Origin of the sequence: Streptomyces sp. NPDC102441 (assembly GCF_044765585.1) — a bacterium.
Lineage (GTDB): Bacteria > Actinomycetota > Actinomycetes > Streptomycetales > Streptomycetaceae > Streptomyces.
In genome coordinates this window covers 39,274-58,648 of the sequence record NZ_JBIWKH010000029.1, presented here as the reverse complement: position 1 = coordinate 58,648, position 19,375 = coordinate 39,274, and the positions used below count along the sequence as shown (strand labels likewise).

General features: G+C 69.8%; 15 protein-coding genes. 8 read left to right on the top strand and 7 right to left on the bottom strand.

Going from position 1 to position 19,375, the window contains the following annotated elements; translation table 11 throughout:
- Positions 1–166: 166 nt before the first annotated feature.
- The 5 genes from ACIREO_RS39260 to ACIREO_RS39240 are packed head-to-tail and all read right to left on the bottom strand — an operon-like array spanning position 167 to position 5,632.
- On the bottom strand, positions 167–1,480 hold the full coding sequence (locus ACIREO_RS39260) for a DUF58 domain-containing protein (RefSeq protein WP_404119776.1): 1,314 nt from the start codon (positions 1,478–1,480) through the stop codon (positions 167–169).
- A gap of 10 nt (positions 1,481–1,490) precedes the next feature.
- Positions 1,491–2,510: an AAA family ATPase gene (locus ACIREO_RS39255; RefSeq protein WP_404119774.1), complete on the bottom strand. Its 1,020-nt coding sequence runs from the start codon at positions 2,508–2,510 to the stop codon at positions 1,491–1,493.
- Complete coding sequence (locus ACIREO_RS39250) at positions 2,507–3,736, bottom strand: DUF4350 domain-containing protein (RefSeq protein ID WP_404119771.1); 1,230 nt, start codon at positions 3,734–3,736, stop codon at positions 2,507–2,509. Before ACIREO_RS39250 ends, ACIREO_RS39255 begins: the two co-directional genes overlap by 4 nt.
- Entirely contained in the window at positions 3,733–4,425 is a 693-nt protein-coding gene (locus tag ACIREO_RS39245) for a DUF4129 domain-containing protein (protein WP_404119768.1), read from the bottom strand. Before ACIREO_RS39245 ends, ACIREO_RS39250 begins: the two co-directional genes overlap by 4 nt.
- A 4-nt stretch (positions 4,426–4,429) precedes the next feature.
- A complete protein-coding gene (locus tag ACIREO_RS39240) occupies positions 4,430–5,632 on the bottom strand; it encodes a glycerophosphoryl diester phosphodiesterase membrane domain-containing protein (protein WP_404119766.1) in 1,203 nt (400 codons plus the stop codon).
- Between the two features lie 140 nt (positions 5,633–5,772).
- Here ACIREO_RS39240 and mtnA point away from each other — a divergent pair, with 140 nt between their 5' ends.
- The 7 genes from mtnA to ACIREO_RS39205 all read left to right on the top strand — a co-directional run bounded on the left by mtnA (position 5,773) and on the right by ACIREO_RS39205 (position 14,362).
- On the top strand, positions 5,773–6,921 hold the full coding sequence (gene mtnA, locus ACIREO_RS39235; protein ID WP_404119763.1) for an S-methyl-5-thioribose-1-phosphate isomerase: 1,149 nt from the start codon (positions 5,773–5,775) through the stop codon (positions 6,919–6,921).
- Positions 6,922–6,925: 4 nt separating this feature from the next.
- Complete coding sequence (gene mtrA, locus ACIREO_RS39230; RefSeq protein ID WP_187281934.1) at positions 6,926–7,615, top strand: two-component system response regulator MtrA; 690 nt, start codon at positions 6,926–6,928, stop codon at positions 7,613–7,615.
- A gap of 1 nt (position 7,616) precedes the next feature.
- Complete coding sequence (gene mtrB / locus ACIREO_RS39225; protein WP_404119760.1) at positions 7,617–9,635, top strand: MtrAB system histidine kinase MtrB; 2,019 nt, start codon at positions 7,617–7,619, stop codon at positions 9,633–9,635.
- A gap of 22 nt (positions 9,636–9,657) precedes the next feature.
- Complete coding sequence (locus ACIREO_RS39220; protein ID WP_404119778.1) at positions 9,658–11,487, top strand: LpqB family beta-propeller domain-containing protein; 1,830 nt, start codon at positions 9,658–9,660, stop codon at positions 11,485–11,487.
- A gap of 189 nt (positions 11,488–11,676) precedes the next feature.
- A complete protein-coding gene (locus ACIREO_RS39215; RefSeq protein WP_404119757.1) occupies positions 11,677–12,396 on the top strand; it encodes a ComF family protein in 720 nt (239 codons plus the stop codon).
- A 329-nt stretch (positions 12,397–12,725) separates the two neighbouring features.
- A complete protein-coding gene (hpf, locus tag ACIREO_RS39210; RefSeq protein ID WP_404119755.1) occupies positions 12,726–13,415 on the top strand; it encodes a ribosome hibernation-promoting factor, HPF/YfiA family in 690 nt (229 codons plus the stop codon).
- A gap of 194 nt (positions 13,416–13,609) precedes the next feature.
- Positions 13,610–14,362, top strand: a complete 753-nt coding sequence (locus ACIREO_RS39205) for a response regulator (RefSeq protein WP_404119752.1) — start codon at positions 13,610–13,612, stop codon at positions 14,360–14,362.
- Here the strand turns inward: ACIREO_RS39205 and ACIREO_RS39200 are convergent.
- On the bottom strand, positions 14,355–15,563 hold the full coding sequence (locus tag ACIREO_RS39200; RefSeq protein ID WP_404119749.1) for a winged helix-turn-helix domain-containing protein: 1,209 nt from the start codon (positions 15,561–15,563) through the stop codon (positions 14,355–14,357). The two genes, ACIREO_RS39205 and ACIREO_RS39200, sit on opposite strands and share 8 nt — an antisense overlap.
- Before the next feature lie 10 nt (positions 15,564–15,573).
- A complete protein-coding gene (locus ACIREO_RS39195; protein WP_404119746.1) occupies positions 15,574–16,164 on the bottom strand; it encodes a GNAT family N-acetyltransferase in 591 nt (196 codons plus the stop codon).
- 241 nt (positions 16,165–16,405) lie between these two features.
- On the opposite strand from ACIREO_RS39195, the gene secA reads away from it, so the two are divergent.
- Positions 16,406–19,234, top strand: coding sequence for a preprotein translocase subunit SecA (gene secA, locus ACIREO_RS39190; RefSeq protein WP_404119743.1), 2,829 nt, complete (start codon positions 16,406–16,408; stop codon positions 19,232–19,234).
- Positions 19,235–19,375 lie beyond the last annotated feature (141 nt).

The following is a 19,375-nucleotide window of genomic DNA, read 5'->3' as shown; positions in this document are numbered from 1 at the left end:
GTACTGCAGGGGGGACCCTGTGGGAGAGTAGGACGCCGCCGAACTATTATTCCGGACTAGCCCCGTGCCCTTGTGGCACGGGGCTTTTCTGCGTTTACCGCCCACCCCCGTCGCCATTGCCCGCCGGAGCTGAGTAGGCCGCTCCCTTGGCTTGTTGGCCGGACCTCTACAGTCGGCCGGCCGCCTTCAGCGCGAGGTATGCGTCAGCCAGCGCGGGGGCGAGGTCGGTGGGTGGGGCATCGACGACCGTGACACCGTGACGCCGAAGCTGGTCCGCTGTGCGGCGCCGTTGGGCCTGCGCCTGTGTGCCCGCCGCGGCTTCGTAGATCGCGTCCACCGTGCCCCGTGCGTGGGCCATCGCCTCGACGTGGGGGTCCGCGACCGCTGCGACCAGAACCGTGTGGCGCTGGGTGAGTTGTGGGAGGACCGGAAGGAGGCCTTCTTCGACAGGCGCTGCGTCCAGACTCGTGAGCAGGACGATCAGGGAACGACGGGGAGCGTTTGCCAGTGCGGTCGTGCTGAGACCATGAGCATCGGTCTCCACGAGTTCAGGTTCCAGGGTGGCCAGCGTGCTGACAAGCGTCGACAGGACGTCCCCTCCGGCCGTTCTGCCCTGCACCCGGGCTCGGACACGCCGGTCGTAGGCGATCAGGTTCACACGGTCGCCGGCGCGGGTGGCAAGGGCGGTGAGGAGGAGGGTCGCGTCCATGGCGGCGTCGAGTCGCGGCACATCACCGACCCGGCCGGCCGATGTGCGGCCGGTGTCGAGGACGACGAGGATGTGGCGGTCGCGCTCCGGGCGCCAGGTACGGACAGCGACCGCGGACTGGCGCGCGGTTGCCCGCCAGTCGATGGATCGGGTGTCGTCTCCTGGAACGTAGGCGCGCAGGCTGTCGAACTCAGTGCCTTCTCCACGTGTGAGCACGCTGGTCCGGCCGTCCAGCTCACGCAGTCGGGCGAGGCGCGAAGGCAGGTGCTTCCTGCTGGTGAAGGGGGGCAGCGTCCGGACCGTCCAGGGCACTCGGTGAGCTCCCTGGCGGGCCACGAGACCGAGAGGGCCGTACGACCGGACTGTGACGCGGTCGGCCTGGCGGTCCCCACGTCGCGACGGCCGTAGGAGCGTGGTGAGGCGGCGACTTTCCCCGGCAGGTACGGCGAGCTGGTGCCGTGACGAGATCTGTTCGGTCTCCGAGGTCCAGCTGCTGGGAGGCCAGGCGTCGCGGAGTTGGGCGCGGAGCCGGCGCCGAGACGGATTGGTCACTGTGAGTTGTACCGCTGCCGTCTCGCCGAGTCGAACGGATGTATCACCGGATCGGGTGAACTGCAGCGTACGCACTGGCGCGGCCAGGGCGTAGTCGCACAGAATTGCCAGTGAGAGCGGGACTTCGACCGCGAGCATGCCCGTCCAGCTCGGGGCCAGGATGCCTACGGGGAGTGACCCCAAAGCCGCCACGAGGGCGGCCCGTCCGGTGAGGGCCATGGTCACCGCCTCACCGGGGGACGGGGACGTGGGCGAGGACAGAGGTGATGACGGAGTCCGGTGTGACTCCCTCCATCTCCGCCTCCGGCCTCAGCTGGATGCGATGACGGAGTGTGGGCAGAGCGAGGGCTTTCACATCGTCGGGGATGACGTAATCGCGGCCGGTGAGCCAGGCCCATGCCCGCGCGGTGGAGAGCAGTGCGGTGGCGCCTCGAGGGGAGGCGCCGAGGGTGAGTGAGGGGGATTCACGCGTGGCACGACAGATATCCACGACATAGGCGGCGATCTCGGGGGAGACCGAGGTCTTGGCGACGGCGGCGCGCGCCGCTTCGAGGTCGGCGGGGCCGGCCACCGGCCGTATGCCTGCTGCCTTGAGGTCGCGAGGGTTGAACCCGTCCGCGTGTCGGGTGAGCACGTTGATCTCGTCCTCGCGTGAGGGAAGGGGGACTGTCAGCTTGAGGAGGAAGCGGTCCAACTGGGCCTCGGGCAGTGGGTAGGTGCCCTCGTATTCGACAGGGTTCTGGGTGGCTGCAACGAGGAAGGGGTCGGGCAGCGGCCGGGGGGTCCCGTCGATGGTGACCTGACGTTCCTCCATGGCTTCCAGCAAGGAGGACTGCGTCTTGGGAGGGGTCCGGTTGATCTCGTCGGCGAGCAGCAGGTTGGTGAAGACCGGCCCGGGCTGGAAGGAGAACTCGGCGGTGCGGGCGTCGTAGACGAGTGAACCAGTGACGTCGCTCGGCATCAGGTCGGGGGTGAACTGGACGCGCTTGGTGTCCAGTTCGAGGGAGGCGGCAAGTGCGCGGACCAGGAGGGTCTTCGCTACGCCGGGCACGCCCTCGAGGAGGACATGGCCCCGGCAGAGAAGGGCGACGACCAGTCCGGTGACAGCCGGGTCCTGGCCGACCACGGCCTTGGCGATCTCGGCACGCAGAGCTTCCAGGGATGCGCGGGCGCTGTCGGCGTCCGCCGGGGCAGCAGGGACTCCTGCGGTTGCCGCAAGCTCGGCGGTCTCCGGGGTCGGGGCGCTCATGACGTGCGTACCTCTCTTTCGAGGGCGTCGAGTTGATCGGTCAGAAGGACAAGCGCGGCGTCGTCGGCCGGCGCCGGGCCGAAGAGGAGGGTGCCGAGGTCGCTGCGCGGGTTGCTGAGGCGGGAGGCGACGGCGGGCAGGAGCACAGCGCGGGAGTCGGCGTCACGGGGGGACACACCGAGCAGGGGGGAGATGCGGTTCCGTGTGGCGGAGCGCAATGCGGCAGCCGCGCGGTCGCGGGCGTCGGCCTTGCGGTAGAGGCGGGCCCGCCCTTCGGTGGATTCGGAGGCCCGGATGGCCACCGGCAGCCGCTCGGTGACCAGCGGGCCGAATCGGCGGCCGCGCCAGACGGCGGCGAGGACTGCGGCGAGGGCCAGTTGGAGGGTGCCCCAGAGCCAGCCCGAGGGGATGAGATCGGTGAAGCCGCTCTCCCCTTCGGCTCCGGCACCACCGTTGTCGTCCCCGTCGGCTGAGTCGCCGTCGGTCGCGGAGGGATCGTCGAGCGAGGGGAGGTACCAGACGAGATGCGGGCGGGAACCGAGGAGTTGCAGGCCCAGCGAGGCGTTGCCCTGCTGGTCGATTCGGTCGTTGTGGAGGAAGTCGGGGGAGCCGAGCAGCACGGTGTCGCCGTCGCCTTGTCCCGGCAGGACGAGGAGAGGGGCGAATCCGGTGTCCGGGTAGCAGGCGGTGGCGTCGTCCGCGTCCGTCGCGTAGTGGATGCCGCCCATGTCGGCGGTTCCCGCGGCGCGGGCTGCGGGGAGGTCGCAGCGTGGAGGGCGGGCGGTCACCGGTCCCCGCGATTCCGGGTGCGCTCCGGGGGCGAGCCGGGCCGCGGAGGAGCTGTCAGGGGTGATGAGGACGGTACGGCCTGTGGAGCCGGTGGTCGCCTCGTGGAGGATCTGCTGCTGGTGAGCGGTGAGCATGTTGGGTGCGGCGACGAGCAGCGTGGTGCCTGGGCCCGCCTCGCCGGCGGCCTCGTCGAGGGTGGTGGCGACATCGACGGAGATACCGCGGTCCTTGAGGAGCTGAGCGACGGCCCGGCTGCCGTTCGGGTCCGAGGAGCGGGGATCGAGCCGGCCGTGCTCGCCGCCGGAGCGCACGGCGGCGAGGGCGACCCCGGCGACGACGAGGATGAGGAGGGCGAGCAGCAGTCCGCGGACGCGCTGCCAGATCTGGTGGGGGCCCTGGGATTCCGACGTGGTGGGAGTGGCCGCGGTGGCGGTCATCCGGCTCCCCCTCGGGCCGTGCCGGCGGTCAGCGAGGGCTTGGCGGCCTCGAGATCCAGGTCGAGCGTGCACAGTGTCAGGTATGCGGCTTCGTCGGCGGTGCGGCCGCCGTATGTGATGTCGTCGAAGACGCGGGCGGCGGCGCGGAGCCGGTCTGCCTGTGCGGGCATCAGCCGGCCCGCCTCGGCGGCCGCCTCGTCTGCGGTGCGGCCCGGGCGTGGGTCGAGTACGGCCCGGTCCTCCAGGGACCGTACGAGGGCGCGCATCCGTTCCTGGACGGCTTCGGTCCAGCGTCGGGCTTCGGCGTGTGCGGCAGCCGTGGTGCGGTGGTCGGGGGCGCTGCGGGTGGTGCCTCCGAGGAGCGTTTCCTCGGAGCGGGCGGTGCGCTGCGGTGTCCCGAGCCTCCACCACAGGGCGGTGCCCAGGCCGAGGACGGCCAGGACGAGCACGACGAGCCCCAGCGGGCCGCCGGGAGCGGCTCCGGCGGCGTCGGCGAAGAGGTCTCCGACCCAGTCCCAGAAGCGGTCGATGCCGCGTTCGATGAGGTTCGGGTCATGCTCGTGGTACATCGGGTCGGACAGTTCGTCCTGCGCCGCTTCACGGGCCGGCACCCGTGAGCTGTCCACGGGTATGTCCTCGCCTGCCCGGATGAGTCGTGCCGCTGCGGTGCTGCCCCCCGCCCCCGTCACCGCATCAGCTCCTGGGGGTGTCGTAGCCGGGGATGCCCGCGGCGCGGGCGAGTTCCAGGTCGAGGGCCTCGCGGCGGATGCGCTGGTCGACGTAGAGCAGGGCCATCACGCCGGCGGTGAAGGGGTAGGCGAGTGTCGAGACGATCACTTCGCCGATGCCCGTGATGATGAGGAAGGGCCAGCCGAAGTCCGTCGAGCTGCTGCTGAGGAACTCGCTCAGGCCGTCGCTGTCCACGGTCACGGCGATGATGCCGAACGGGATCGCGATGATCAGGGTCAGGACGATGACCAGCAGGTAGGTGAGCGCCAGGATGCCGAATGTGCGCCACCAGTTGCCTTTGACCAGCTTGGCGGACCGGCGCAGCGAGGCGAGTACGGACTGGCGTTCCAGCATCAGCGCCGGCGCGGCGAGCATGAAGCGGATCATCAGCCAGAGCACGACGCCACAGGAGGCGAGGAAGCCGAGGAAGGTCAGGGCGATCCCGCCCGCACCGCCGCCCAGGGCCAGGCCGGGAAGCAGGCCCACAGCCATGATCGCGGCGCTCATCAGGCTCAGCAGGAGGGTCAGCCCGAGCAGCGGAAGAAGCCGGGGCCGGGCTTCGGACCATGCTTCGGAGAGCGTGACGCGCCGTCCCAGCACGGAGCGGCTGATCACCACGGTGAGGACCGATGTGGTGATGAGTGTGGCGATCATCGCGACGAGGGTGCTGGGGCCGCTGTTGATCAGCTGGGACTGCGCGGAGTCCGTGGCCTGGCGGAGTGCCTCCGCCCCGGTCGCGTTCGGGTCGACCGATTCCTGATCGGGCAGGAGGTAGCGCTGCACGAGGATGATCACGATCTCGGCGATCACGGAGACGGTGAGACTGACGCCCAGCACCGTGCGCCAGTGGGTGCGCATGGTGGACACCGCGCCGTCGAGGATCTCGCCGACTCCCAGGGGGCGGAGCGGGATGACGCCGGGCTTCGCTGCCATGGGCGGGCGGCCCCGTCCGGGTCCCTGCGGCATGCCGCCCCAGCCCGGGGCGGGCGGTGGCGCGCCTGGACCGGTGCCGGGGGCGCTCGGCGGGGACCACTGCCCCGGAGGCGGCTGTGCGGGAGACCACTGTCCGGCGCTTCCGTCGACGGGGGCGGAGGGTTTGGGAATACCCGTCGCCTGGTCGTCGGAGGGGGCGGATCCGGGCGTAGCCCAGCCCGGAGAGTCGTTCATCGTCGCTCCTTCACAGTCCTGCCCGCTCATCGGGGCGGCAGGTTGCCAGCCATCGTGCCACGCGGCGGCCCGGTGCGGGCCAGGCGCTCTATCTCCCTCTTGCCTTCGTGCGCGGGCGGTTCAGCGGGCAGACTGGGCAGATGGCTGATCAGGACGCGCAATCGCCGGTGGGCATCGAGCCTCCGGCCCTCTCCGTACTCCGCTGGGACGAGCCTCCGGAAGGCCCTGCGGTGGTGCTCCTCGACCAGACACGGCTGCCGGCCGAGGAGACCGAGCTGGTGTGCGTCGATGTGCCCGCGCTGGTGCGGGCGATCCGGACTCTCGCGGTGCGCGGGGCGCCTCTGCTGGGTATCGCCGGGGGGTACGGGGTGGCGCTGGCCGCTGCCCGGGGTGAGGACGTGGCGCGCGCCGCGGAGCTGCTGGAACAGGCGCGGCCCACCGCGGTGAACCTCGGGTACGGAGCGCTGAGGGTGGCGCGGGTGTACCAGGCGGCTGTCGGGAGCGGTTCCGGCCCCGAGGCGGCTGCCGGGGCGGCCCTGGCCGAGGCACGGGCTCTGCATCAGGAGGACGCGGCGGCCAGTGAGCGGATGGCGCAGTACGGTCTGGAGCTGCTCGCGGAACTCCTGCCGGGGAATGGCGGGCATCGGCTGCTGACCCACTGCAACACCGGGGCTCTCGTGTCCGGTGGCGCGGGGACGGCCTTCGCCGTGGCTCTGAGGTCCCACCGGAAGGGCAGCCTGCGGCAGTTGTGGGTGGACGAGACCCGGCCGTTGCTGCAGGGTGCCCGGCTGACGGCGTACGAGGCGGGGCGGAACGGGATGCCGTACAGCTTGCTCACGGACAGTGCGGCGGGTTCGCTGTTTGCGGCGGGGGAGGTGGATGCCGTAATCATCGGGGCGGACCGTATCGCCGCGGACGGCTCGGTGGCCAACAAGGTGGGGAGCTATCCGTTGGCGGTGCTCGCGAAGTACCACCATGTGCCGTTCCTCGTCGTGGCGCCGACGACCACGGTCGATCTGGAGACGGCGGACGGCACATCGATCGTCGTGGAGCAGCGTTCCGCGGCGGAAGTGACAGAGTTCACATCGAAGCCGGGTGCTCCGGCCCAAGGTGAAGGCGGCAGGACGGTCGTCGCGCCTCCGGGAACCCAGGCGTACAACCCCGCATTCGACATCACGCCGCCCGAACTGGTCACGGCGATCGTCACGGAGGAGGGCGTCATTTCCCCGGTCACGGGGGTCGGACTGGCAGAGCTGTGTGCCAGGTCATCGCAGGTAACGATTAGCTAATGGGATGATGTCGTTTATGAAGGGACGCGTCCTTGTCGTCGACGACGACACCGCACTGGCCGAGATGCTCGGCATTGTGCTGCGTGGAGAAGGTTTCGAGCCGTCGTTCGTAGCGGACGGCGACAAGGCACTGGCCGCATTTCGTGAGGCCAAGCCGGACCTGGTGCTGCTGGATCTCATGCTGCCCGGACGGGACGGCATCGAGGTCTGCAGGCTGATCAGAGCCGAGTCAGGTGTGCCGATCGTCATGCTCACTGCCAAGAGCGACACGGTGGATGTGGTGGTGGGCCTGGAATCCGGGGCCGACGACTACATCGTCAAGCCGTTCAAACCGAAGGAGTTGGTTGCCCGGATCAGGGCGCGTCTGCGGAGGTCCGAAGAGCCCGCGCCGGAACAGCTGGCGATCGGTGACCTGGTCATCGACGTGGCAGGTCACTCGGTGAAGCGGGAGGGGCAGTCCATCGCCCTCACCCCGCTGGAGTTCGACCTGCTGGTCGCACTCGCCCGTAAGCCGTGGCAGGTCTTCACCCGTGAGGTGCTGCTGGAGCAGGTCTGGGGCTATCGGCACGCCGCCGACACCCGCCTGGTGAACGTGCATGTCCAGCGGCTTCGCTCGAAGGTGGAGAAGGACCCGGAGCGGCCGGAGATCGTTGTGACCGTCCGTGGCGTCGGTTACAAGGCCGGACCGAGCTGAGATGACCCTGGGCAGCGCTGCTCCGCCACCTGGGGTGCCCGGGGCCCGTACGGAGCGGGCTGCCGGTCAGGCGCGGAGCACTCCTCGTTTCGGCCGGGCTGCGCTGGGCGGCCGGTTGTTCCGCGACCGGGCGCCCGGCGGCCCGGTGCCGCGGCTGCTGATGCGGTGGATCCGCGGCCCGCTGCTGCCGGCTGTCCGCCTGTGGCGGCGCAATCTGCAGCTCCGCGTCGTGGCGGGAACGCTGCTGATGTCGATCGCCGTGGTGCTTCTGCTCGGTTTCGTCGTGATCGGGCAGGTCCGCAACGGCCTGCTCGAGGCGAAGGGCAAGGCCGCGCAGACACAGGCGGCCGGCGGTTTCGCGGCCGCCCAGACGAACGCGAACGCGCCTCTGGTCCCGGGGGACCAGACCGAGGAGGGCGCCGACGGTATGACGGCCAACACCTCCTGGCGCACCGAGCTCGTCGACCAGCTCGCCAGCGGGGGCACGAACGCCTTCAACGTGGTGGCGCTCAGCGACGACTCCGTGGGGCACGGCACCACCAGCCGCGCTCCACGTGGTTCGGGCAGCGTGGAGGCGTCCAGCATCCCGCAGAGTCTGCGGGACGACGTGGGAAAGGGAGCGGGTGCGTTCCAGACGTACTCGCTGATCCGGTACTCCCACGGGAAGGACCCGGAGCCGGGGCTCGTCGTGGGCAAGCGGCTCTACGACGTGGACCACAACCCGTACGAGCTGTATTACCTCTTCCCGCTCACCCAGGAGGAGAAGTCGCTGACCCTGGTCACGACGACCCTGGCGACGGCGGGCCTGTTCGTGGTCGTGCTGCTCGGTGCCATCGCCTGGTTCGTGGTGCGCCAGGTCGTCACACCTGTTCGGATGGCGGCCGGGATCGCGGAGAGGCTTTCCGCGGGCCGGCTCCAGGAGCGGATGAAGGTCACCGGTGAGGACGACATCGCGCGCCTCGGCGAGGCCTTCAACAAGATGGCGCAGAACCTGCAGCTGAAGATCCAGCAGCTGGAGGAGCTCTCCCGCATGCAGCGGCGTTTCGTCTCGGATGTCAGCCATGAGCTGCGCACCCCGCTGACGACCGTGCGGATGGCCGCCGATGTCATCCATGAGGCCCGTGTGGACTTCGACCCGGTCACGGCCAGATCCGCGGAGCTCCTGGGGGATCAGCTCGACCGCTTCGAGTCACTCCTGTCCGATCTGCTGGAGATCAGCAGGTTCGATGCGGGGGCCGCTGCGCTGGAAGCCGAACCCATAGATCTGCGTATGGTCGTCCGTCGGGTGATCGGTGGGGCCGAGCCCCTGGCGGAGCGCAAGGGCAGCCGGATCCGGGTGGTGGGTGACGAACAGCCCGTGGTCGCGGAGGCGGATGCGCGCCGTGTCGAGCGGGTCCTGCGCAATCTCGTCGTCAACGCCGTCGAGCACGGCGAGGGCCGGGACGTCATCGTGCGCATGGGCGTCGCCCAGGGCGCCGTTGCCGTGGCGGTCAGGGACTACGGCGTGGGGCTCAAGCCGGGCGAGGCGACCCGGGTCTTCAACCGCTTCTGGCGGGCGGATCCGGCACGTGCCCGCACCACCGGTGGCTCCGGTCTGGGGCTGTCGATCGCCGTCGAGGACGCCCGCCTGCACGGGGGCTGGCTGCAGGCGTGGGGTGAGCCCGGTGGTGGCTCGCAGTTCCGGCTGACCCTGCCGCGTACGGCGGACGAGCCGCTGCGCGGGTCGCCGATACCGCTGGAGCCGGAGGACTCCCGGCGTAACCGGGAGGACCGTGAACGGGCGGAGGCGGCACCGGCGGTGAGCGATCACCGGCTGGTGTCCGTGCCGAGCCAGACAGGTTCCACGGCGCGTTCCCACCTGGCCGTGCCGGCGCACGGGCCTGCGGCACCGCGGGCGGCGACGCCGGTCGATCCGGCCGCTCTGCCGGGCAGCGGAGCACGGGTGGTGTCGCGTCCGGCCGGGGGCACCGGCTCAGAGACGCAGAATCCGGAGCAGGAGGGCACGACTCGTGGACACTGACCGCCGTCGGGGCGGCCGGGGGGTGCGGTTGTCCGTGCTGCTCGGCTGTGGCGTCATGGTGCTCGCCGGGTGCGGAGCGATGCCGGTCACCGGCGACGTGAAGGCCGTCGACGCCTCGCAGCCGGGCGATTCCCAGGTACAGGTGTACGCCGTACCTCCGAGGGAGGGTGCCACGCCCATCGAGATCGTCGACGGTTTCCTGGAGTCGATGACCAGCGACGACCCCGACTTCCTTACGACCCGCAAATATCTGACCGCGGAAGCGGGCCGCACCTGGCAGCCGGGCGAGGGCACCACGGTGCTCGCGAAGGCGCCCAACCGCAACGGGCCCACGATCCACGACGAGGAACGCGGGACCGCCGAGACCACCTACACGCTGACAGGCGAACAGGTGGCCGCGGTCGACGCGCAGAGTTCGTACCGGCCGCTGGCCCCTTCGGAGTACTCCCAGATGCTTCATCTGGTCCGGAAGAAGGGGCCGGACGGCAAGCAGGAATGGCGCATCGACCTCGTGCCGGACGGCCTGGTGCTCGGGCAGTCCGACTTCAAGCGCCTCTACCGGTCCGTGAACAAGTACTACTTCGCCGCCGGGCGGACCGACGACGCGGCCGCCCTGGTCGCCGATCCCGTCTATGTGCGGAACCGCACGGACCCCGTGACACGGATGGACACCGCCACCCAGACGGTGCGGACACTGCTGGAAGGCCCGTCGAACTGGCTGCGGCCGGTGGTCGACTCGCGCTTTCCCATGGGCACGGCGCTGAAGAGCGGGGTCACCTCGCTGACGACTGACGACCAGAACGTCCTGAAGGTGCCGCTCAACAAGAAGGCCGACCAGGCAGGGCAGGGCGCCTGCCGGATGATGGCGGCCCAGGTGCTCTTCACGCTGCGGGACCTGACGTCCGCCCGGGTGGGGCAGGTCGAGCTGCAGGGTGAGCGAGGCCCACTGTGCTCGCTCGGGGCCGACGAGGCCGAGGACTTCGCCTCGGACGGTGGCTCCGGCGAGCCCGACAGCCAGTACTTCGTGGACGACAAGGGGCATGTGCAGCGCATCCCCGGCAGCAGCAAGGGCAGCGGTGATCCGGAGCCGGTGATCGGTCCGCTGGGCAGCGGGACTGTGGCCATGAGCGCCGTGGGTGTGGCCCGGGACGAAGAGCAGGCCGCCGCGGTCTCGGAGAATCAGCAGCATCTCTACGTCTCCTCCCTCACGGAGGAGAGCGAACCCGCCGGCCCCGTGGTGACCAGTCGAGCGAAGAAGGCCGCGGACCGGCTGTCAGCGCCGAGCTGGGACGGCAAGGGTGATCTGTGGGTCGCCGATCGTGATCCGTCGGATTCCAGGCTGCTGCGTCTGGTCGACGGCACCGGAGAACCGCAGGAGGTCTCGGTGCCCGGTCTGAACGGCGGGCGGATCGAGGCCTTGCGGATGTCGTCCGACGGGGTGCGGATCGCCCTGCGGGTGTCGTCGGGGGACGGGCACACGACGCTGCTCATCGGCCGGGTCGAGCGCCAGGGCTCCGGAGAGGCCGAGCGGGTCTCGGTGGAGGACCTGCGCCAGGCCGCGCCCCAGCTGTCCGACGTGACGGCTGTCTCCTGGTCCGGCCGCAGCCGTCTCGTGGTGGTCGGCAAGGAGGAGGGCGGAGTGCAGCAGGTGCGTTACGTCCAGGCCGACGGGTCCACGTCTTCCTCCGGGGTCCTGCCGGGCGTGAACCAGGTGACGGCTGTCGCGGCCGCCGACGACGACCAGCTTCCGCTGATGGCGGACACCGAGAGCGACGGGATAGTGAAGCTGTCGCCCGGGGACAACTGGCAGACGGTCCTCAAGGAGGGCTCCTCACTGGTCTACCCGGGCTGATCGCCCGGGCCCCGGCAGGGCCACACGCACCCGCCGTGTCCGGGACGGGCCCAGGGTTCGCCGTGTCCGGGACGGGCCCAGGGTTCGCCGTGTCCGGGACGGGCCCACAGGGTTCGCCGTGTCCGGGGCGGCCCACAGGGTTTTCCACAGGGGTGGCCGAGTGCCGGTCGTCCGAGTCACAGTGGGACCGTGCGGGGCTGGTGGCGCGAGATCGCGGGACTGGTGCTGCCTGTGGCCTGCGGGGGCTGCGGCAGGCCGCGGACAGAGCTGTGCGACGAGTGCGCCGCCGGTCTGTCGGCCGGGCCGAGCCGTGTGAGGCCGGCGCCCGAGCCTGCGGGTCTCCCCCCGGTCCACGCGGCGGCACCGTACGAGAACGCCGTACGCGCGATGCTGCTGGCCCACAAGGAGCGAGGGGTGCTCGGCCTCGCTGGAGTGCTCGGCGGGGCGCTGGCGGGTGCTGTGCGGGCCGGAGCGGGGCATGCGGGCGACGCGGACCCGCTGCTGCTGGTTCCCGTGCCGTCGGCGCGGCGGGCCACGGCAGGGCGTGGGCATGATCCGGCGCGCAGGATCGCTGCCGCGGGCGCGGCCGAGCTGCGTCGCGGGGGCACGCGGGCCCGGGTGCTCGCCGTGCTGCGGCAGCGGCGTGCGGTGGCTGACCAGTCGGGGCTGGGCGCGCGGGAGCGGCAGGCGAATCTGGCGGGTGCTCTCGTCGTCGCGGACGGCGGCCGGAGGCTGCTCGACGGGGGCCGGGTCGTGCTGGTGGACGACCTGCTGACGACGGGGTCGACGCTGGCGGAGGCGGCACGCGCGGTCCGTGCCACGGGCTGCGTGGGTGACGGCACGGCGGAGGGGTTCCGCGCGGCGGTTGTCGCAGCTTCTCCGTCTGCCTTCGAAATAAACCGGAACTGACAGATAACTTGCATCGTTGCAGGTAGCGAGTGGGTAGAGGGCCCCGATCGGAGGTACGCGTGAGTAGCGGGTGCCGACACGGTGGTGGTCAGGCTATGTTCGGTTGTGAGGGACGGTGAATTCCGTGCCTCCGTGAATGCGCCACCAGGTTTCGGGCAGGTAACTCACCGGTACGCCAGAAGCATGGAAATCGGTGGGATGCAGATCCTGCCGACGGGGGAGGAGGAGGTGACAGCCACCGAGTCCGCGGCTCCGGCGATCACCGGAGTCTGGTGCAAAAAGGAGTTGCTCCGCCGCCGAAGCGGAGCGATCCGGGAACGGAGTTCTGCGTGGACATCGTCGTCAAGGGCCGCAAGACCGAGGTGCCCGAGCGGTTCCGCAAGCACGTGGCCGAGAAGCTGAAGCTGGACAAGATCCAGAAGTTCGACGGCAAGGTGATCAGCCTCGACGTCGAGGTGTCCAAGGAGCCCAATCCCCGTCAGGCCGACCGTGCTGCAAGGGTGGAGATCACGCTCCGCTCGCGTGGGCCGGTCATCCGGGCGGAAGCGGCAGCAGGCGACCCGTACGCAGCGCTGGACCTGGCCACCGACAAGCTGGACACTCAGCTGCGCAAGGAGCATGACAAGCGCTACAGCAGGCGCGGCAACGGCCGTCGGTCCGCAGCCGAGGTCGGAGAGGTCGTGCCGGACGCCGCCTCGTTCAACGGGGACGGCGAGCTCATCCCCACGGAGCCGGAGCCTTCCGTGCCCACGACCAGGATCGGCTCGATCGAGGTCCAGGGCGAAGGGCCGCTCGTGGTGCGTGAGAAGACGCACGTGGCAGCGCCGATGACGCTCGACCAGGCGCTCTACGAGATGGAGCTGGTCGGGCACGACTTCTACCTGTTCGTCGACTCCGAGACCAAGGAGCCCAGTGTCGTCTACCGGCGGCACGCCTATGACTACGGTGTCATTCACCTGAGGACCGACCCGCTGGCCTCCGACGGGGCGGGCGGCGCGGGCGGCGCGCTCGGCGGCTGACACCCCACCGCTCACAGCCGATACGCGGTGCCCCTGGAGGCGTCTGGCGCCCCCAGGGGCACCGCGTGCGACCGCGGGGCGCCGCTTCGGCGGCCAGGCATGAAATCATGGTGCCCCAGGCCAATCAGTGCTCTGTGCACTGACGTTGGCGGACAGCCTGTGACCTCAGGCAGTGGCCTTCAGGGGGAGGAACGATGGCGGACACCTTCGGTCCCGTGCGCGGGACGAACGACGCCGACAGCACTGCCGGTGCGAATTCCGTTGCGGACGACGGAAGTTCCCGGAAGGAACCCATCAGAGTCCTGGTGGTGGACGACCATGCGCTGTTCCGCAGGGGTCTGGAGATCGTCCTCGCGCAGGAGGAGGACATCCAGGTCGTCGGAGAGGCGGGGGACGGGGCTGAGGCGGTGGACAAGGCGGCGGACCTGCTGCCCGACATCGTGCTGATGGACGTGAGGATGCCCAAGCGCGGCGGTATCGAAGCCTGTACCTCCATCAAGGAGGTGGCTCCCAGCGCGAAGATCATCATGCTGACGATCAGCGATGAGGAGGCCGATCTCTACGAGGCGATCAAGGCGGGGGCCACCGGATATCTGCTCAAGGAGATCTCGACCGACGAGGTGGCCACGGCCATTCGCGCGGTGGCGGACGGCCAGTCCCAGATCAGCCCGTCGATGGCCTCCAAGCTGCTCACCGAGTTCAAGTCGATGATTCAGCGCACCGACGAGCGCCGTCTCGTTCCCGCGCCGCGGCTCACCGAGCGGGAGCTGGAGGTGCTCAAACTCGTGGCCACCGGAATGAACAACCGTGATATCGCGAAGGAATTGTTCATTTCCGAGAACACGGTGAAGAACCACGTCCGCAATATCCTGGAGAAGCTTCAGCTGCACTCCCGGATGGAAGCCGTGGTCTACGCGATGCGGGAGAAGATCCTCGAGATCAGGTAGCGGGAGGGCGCGGTCCGTCCGGCGCCTGCGGAAGGGCGCGGGCGATCTCCGCCATGAGCGGCTCGCGCAGCTCCGGTGCGTCGACACGCTCCAGCCGTACGTCCGTGCAGCCGACCCAGGACGCCGCCTCCACGAGGGCCTCGGCCATGGGCGTCACGGACTTCCCGCCGTCCAGGGACACCTGGCGGGCGACCAGCGTGGCTCCGTCTCTGGCCGGATCCACCCGGCCCTGCAGCCTGCCACCGGCCAGCAGCGGCATCGCGAAGTAGCCGTGGATCCGCTTGGGCCGGGGGACGTACGCCTCCAGGCGGTGGGTGAAGCCGAAGATCCGCTCCGTGCGCGCTCTTTCCCAGATCAGCGAGTCGAACGGTGACAGCAGCGTCGTGCGGTGCCGTCCGCGCGGCTCCGAGGCGAGGGCCTCAGGGTCTGCCCAGGCAGGCTTCGCCCAGCCTCGCACCGACACCGGGATCAGCCCGGAATCCGCCACGACGGCATCGAACTGCTCGGCCTTGAGGCGGTGGTAGTCGGCGATGTCCGTCCGGGTGCCCACGCCCAGCGACCGCCCGGCCAGGGCCACCAGGCGGCGCAGGCACTCGGTGTCGTCCAGGTCGTCGTGGAGCACGGCGTCCGGGATCGCGCGTTCGGCCAGGTCGTAGACCCGCTTCCAGCCGCGCCGCTCGGTGCACACCACCTCGCCGTACATCAGGGCGCGCTCGACGGCGACCTTGGACGCGGACCAGTCCCACCACTCGCCGCCGTTCTTGGCGCCGCCGAGCTCCGTCGCCGTCAAGGGGCCCTCGGCGCGCAGCTGCTCGATCACCGTCCCGTACGCCCCGTCGGGCAGGTCGTGGTTCCAGTGCGGCCGGGCCCGGTAGGCGCGGCGGCGGAACGCGAAATGCGGCCACTCCTCGACCGGCAGGACGCAGGCGGCATGCGACCAGTACTCGAACGAGCGGCCACCCGACCAGTAGGCCTCGTCGACCGCGCGGCGGCCGAGCGCGCCGAGGCGTGCGTACGGCACGAGCTCGTGCGACCTGGCCAGGACCGAGATGGTGTCGAGCTGGACGGCTCCGAGACGGCGCAGCACTCCCGGGACCCCGCCCCGGCGGTCCGGAGCGCCCAGGAGGCCCTGGGCGCGCAGGGCGATACGGCGCGCCTGGTCGGCGGAGAGTTCCAGGGCGGGCGGCGGCACAGAGGTCATGCGTGAAACCCTAGAACCCGCCACTGACATCCGGGGCCGGCCTGTGGGGATGGGTGCCGGGCAGCCCCAGATCGGCCGGGAGCAGCGCCCCGGTCCAGGTGTCCCGCCGTATGCCCTTGTTGAACAGGGCAGACCGCTGCTCACCCTCCATACGGAAGCCCGCACGCAGGGCGACGGCCCGGGAGGGGGCGTTGCCGACCTCCGCCCGCCATTCGAGGCGGTCCGCTGCGAGGGCGGTGAACGCCCAGCGGCCCACCGCGAGCACCGCTTCCGTCATGAAGCCGGCGCCGCGGTGCTCCTTCGCCGTCCAGAAGCCCACCTCGTACGTGCCCGGCTGGATGCGGCGGTTGACGCCGACTGCGCCGGCGAGCGGCCTGCCGCCCCGCAGCAGGACCGCGAAGTTGTACATCGAGCCGTCCTCCCAGCCGGCGGGAGCGAGTTTCTGTGTGAAGAGCTCCGCGTCGGCACGGGTGTACGGCGAGGGGACAACCGTCCAGCGCTGGATCTCCGGATCCTGGCACGCGGTGTACACGGCGTCCGAGTCCTCGGGGGCGAAGGGGCGCATGAGCAGGCGTTCAGTGGTGAGTGTGGTGTGTTCCATGCGGGAATTCTGGTGACGGGGGCCACGGGATGCGAGCACTTTTCGGTGCTTCCCGGCACCTTCCGTCCACTCCGGCCGTTGTCCCGGAAGGGTGCGGAGGGGAGAACGCCGTGGGAGCCCTCCCGGCGTGGCGGGGTCCTCGCTTACGATGGCCGTTGCGGTGGGGCCCACCTGCCGTGCCCGCGCCAGAGTCCATCACACGACCCAGTGCCAGGCCCGACCGGCAAGGAGACCAGCCTCAGTGTCCGTCTTCAACAAGCTCATGCGTGCAGGCGAAGGCAAGATCCTGCGCAAACTGCACCGCATCGCGGACCAGGTCAGCTCCATCGAAGAGGACTTCGTCAACCTCTCCGACGCCGAGCTGCGGGCGCTCACCGACGAGTACAAAGAACGGTACGCGGACGGCGAGAGCCTGGACGACCTGCTTCCCGAAGCATTCGCGACCGTCCGTGAGGCCGCCAAGCGTGTCCTCGGACAGCGCCACTACGACGTCCAGATGATGGGCGGTGCCGCCCTGCACCTCGGCTATGTGGCCGAGATGAAGACCGGTGAGGGCAAGACCCTCGTCGGCACCCTGCCCGCGTATCTCAACGCGCTCTCGGGCAAGGGTGTGCACCTGATCACGGTCAACGACTACCTGGCCGAGCGTGACTCCGAGATGATGGGCCGGGTACACAAGTTCCTCGGCCTCGATGTCGGCTGCATCATCGCCAACATGACTCCGGCCCAGCGCCGCGAGCAGTACGCCTGCGACGTCACGTACGGCACGAACAACGAGTTCGGTTTCGACTATCTCCGCGACAACATGGCGTGGTCCCAGGACGAGCTCGTCCAGCGCGGCCACAACTTCGCCATCGTCGACGAGGTCGACTCGATCCTCGTCGACGAGGCCCGTACCCCGCTGATCATCTCGGGCCCCGCCGACCAGGCCACCAAGTGGTACGGCGACTTCGCCAAGCTGGTGACGCGTCTCACCAGGGGTGAGGCGGGCAACCCGCTGAAGGGCATCGAGGAGACCGGCGACTACGAGGTCGACGAGAAGAAGCGCACCGTGGCCATTCACGAGCCCGGCGTCTCCAAGGTCGAGGACTGGCTGGGGATCGACAACCTCTACGAGTCGGTGAACACCCCGCTCGTCGGTTACCTCAACAACGCGATCAAGGCCAAGGAACTCTTCAAGAACGACAAGGACTACGTCGTCATCGACGGCGAAGTCATGATCGTCGACGAGCACACCGGCCGTATCCTCGCCGGCCGCCGTTACAACGAGGGCATGCACCAGGCCATCGAGGCGAAGGAAGGGGTGGACATCAAGGACGAGAACCAGACGCTCGCCACGATCACCCTGCAGAACTTCTTCCGCCTGTACGGCAAGCTCTCCGGCATGACCGGTACGGCGATGACCGAAGCGGCCGAGTTCCACCAGATCTACAAGCTCGGCGTCGTGCCGATCCCGACGAACCGGCCCATGGTCCGTGCCGACCAGTCGGACCTGATCTACCGCACCGAGGTCGCGAAGTTCGCCGCGGTCGTCGACGACATCGCGGAGAAGCACGAGAAGGGGCAGCCGATCCTGGTCGGCACGACCTCCGTCGAGAAGTCCGAGTACCTCTCGCAGCAGCTTTCCAAGCGCGGTGTGCAGCACGAGGTCCTCAACGCCAAGCAGCACGACCGGGAAGCGCCGATCATCGCCCAGGCAGGCCGCAAGGGTGCCGTCACGGTTGCGACGAACATGGCCGGCCGCGGTACGGACATCAAGCTGGGCGGCAACCCCGACGACCTGGCCGAGGCGGATCTGCGTCAGCGCGGGCTCGACCCCGTGGAGCACGTCGAGCAGTGGGCGGCAGCCCTGCCCGCGGCGCTGGAGAAGGCCGAGCAGGCGGTCAAGGCCGAGCACGACGAGGTCACGGACCTCGGCGGCCTCTACGTCCTGGGCACCGAGCGTCACGAGTCGCGGCGTATCGACAACCAGCTGCGCGGTCGTTCCGGCCGCCAGGGCGACCCGGGTGAGTCCCGGTTCTACCTGTCGCTGGGCGACGACCTGATGCGGCTGTTCAAGGCGCAGATGGTCGAGCGCGTCATGTCGATGGCGAACGTGCCCGATGACGTCCCCATCGAGAACAAGATGGTGACCCGGGCGATCGCCTCCGCGCAGTCGCAGGTCGAGCAGCAGAACTTCGAGACGCGTAAGAACGTCCTGAAGTACGACGAGGTGCTCAACCGGCAGCGCGAGGTCATCTACGGCGAGCGCCGCCGCGTCCTGGAGGGCGAGGATCTGCAGGATCAGATCCGTCACTTCATGGACGACACGATCGACGACTACATCCGGCAGGAGACGGCCGAGGGCTTCGCGGAGGAGTGGGACCTCGACCGGCTGTGGGGCGCCTTCAAGCAGCTCTACCCGGTGAAGGTCACGGTCGGGGAGCTCGAGGAGGCCGCGGGCGACCTGGCCGGTGTGACCGCCGACTTCATCGCCGAATCGGTCAAGGACGACATCCACGAGCAGTACGCCGAGCGGGAGAAGACGCTCGGCTCGGACATCATGCGTGAGCTGGAGCGCCGCGTGGTCCTTTCGGTCCTGGACCGCAAGTGGCGCGAGCACCTCTACGAGATGGACTATCTCCAGGAGGGCATCGGCCTCCGGGCCATGGCGCAGAAGGACCCGCTGGTCGAGTACCAGCGCGAGGGCTTCGACATGTTCAACGCCATGATGGAGGGCATCAAGGAGGAGTCCGTCGGCTATCTGTTCAACCTGGAGGTCCAGGTCGAGCAGCAGGTCGAGGAGGTCCCGGTGCAGGACGGCGCGGAGCGGACCTCGCTCGAGAAGCAGGACGCGCCGGTGGCGGCCGGGTCCGGGCGGCCGGAGATCCGGGCCAAGGGCCTGGACGCGCCGCAGCGTCCCGACCGGCTGCACTTCTCCGCTCCCACGGTGGACGGGGAGGGCGGCGTCGTCGAGGGCGACTTCTCCAACGGTGACGGTGACGGTGCGCCGTCCGAGGGCGACGGGATGACGCGTGCGGAGCGCCGTAAGGCGCAGAAGAGTGCGAGTGGGCGGCGCCGTAAGAAGTAGCGCGGCTTGCCTGTACCTGGCCCGGACGCCCTTGGGGTGTCCGGGCCAGGTGCGTTTGGTGGCCTTCTGCGGGGTTTTCCGGGGTTGGGGGTGGTTGGGGGCCTCCTGGGCTCCCCTCGGGGCGGAGGGGCTCTCCTGTGG

Bases quoted from the DNA above. Each gene is read 5' to 3' on its own strand.
- ACIREO_RS39260 (WP_404119776.1), bottom strand. From the start codon at position 1,480: ATGGCCCTCACCGGACGGGCCGCCCTCGTGGCGGCTTTGGGGTCACTC.
- ACIREO_RS39255 (WP_404119774.1), bottom strand. From the start codon at position 2,510: ATGAGCGCCCCGACCCCGGAGACCGCCGAGCTTGCGGCAACCGCAGGA.
- ACIREO_RS39250 (WP_404119771.1), bottom strand. From the start codon at position 3,736: ATGACCGCCACCGCGGCCACTCCCACCACGTCGGAATCCCAGGGCCCC.
- ACIREO_RS39240 (WP_404119766.1), bottom strand. From the start codon at position 5,632: ATGAACGACTCTCCGGGCTGGGCTACGCCCGGATCCGCCCCCTCCGAC.
- mtnA (WP_404119763.1), top strand. From the start codon at position 5,773: ATGGCTGATCAGGACGCGCAATCGCCGGTGGGCATCGAGCCTCCGGCC.
- mtrA (WP_187281934.1), top strand. From the start codon at position 6,926: ATGATGTCGTTTATGAAGGGACGCGTCCTTGTCGTCGACGACGACACC.
- mtrB (WP_404119760.1), top strand. From the start codon at position 7,617: ATGACCCTGGGCAGCGCTGCTCCGCCACCTGGGGTGCCCGGGGCCCGT.
- ACIREO_RS39205 (WP_404119752.1), top strand. From the start codon at position 13,610: ATGGCGGACACCTTCGGTCCCGTGCGCGGGACGAACGACGCCGACAGC.
- ACIREO_RS39200 (WP_404119749.1), bottom strand. From the start codon at position 15,563: ATGACCTCTGTGCCGCCGCCCGCCCTGGAACTCTCCGCCGACCAGGCG.
- ACIREO_RS39195 (WP_404119746.1), bottom strand. From the start codon at position 16,164: ATGGAACACACCACACTCACCACTGAACGCCTGCTCATGCGCCCCTTC.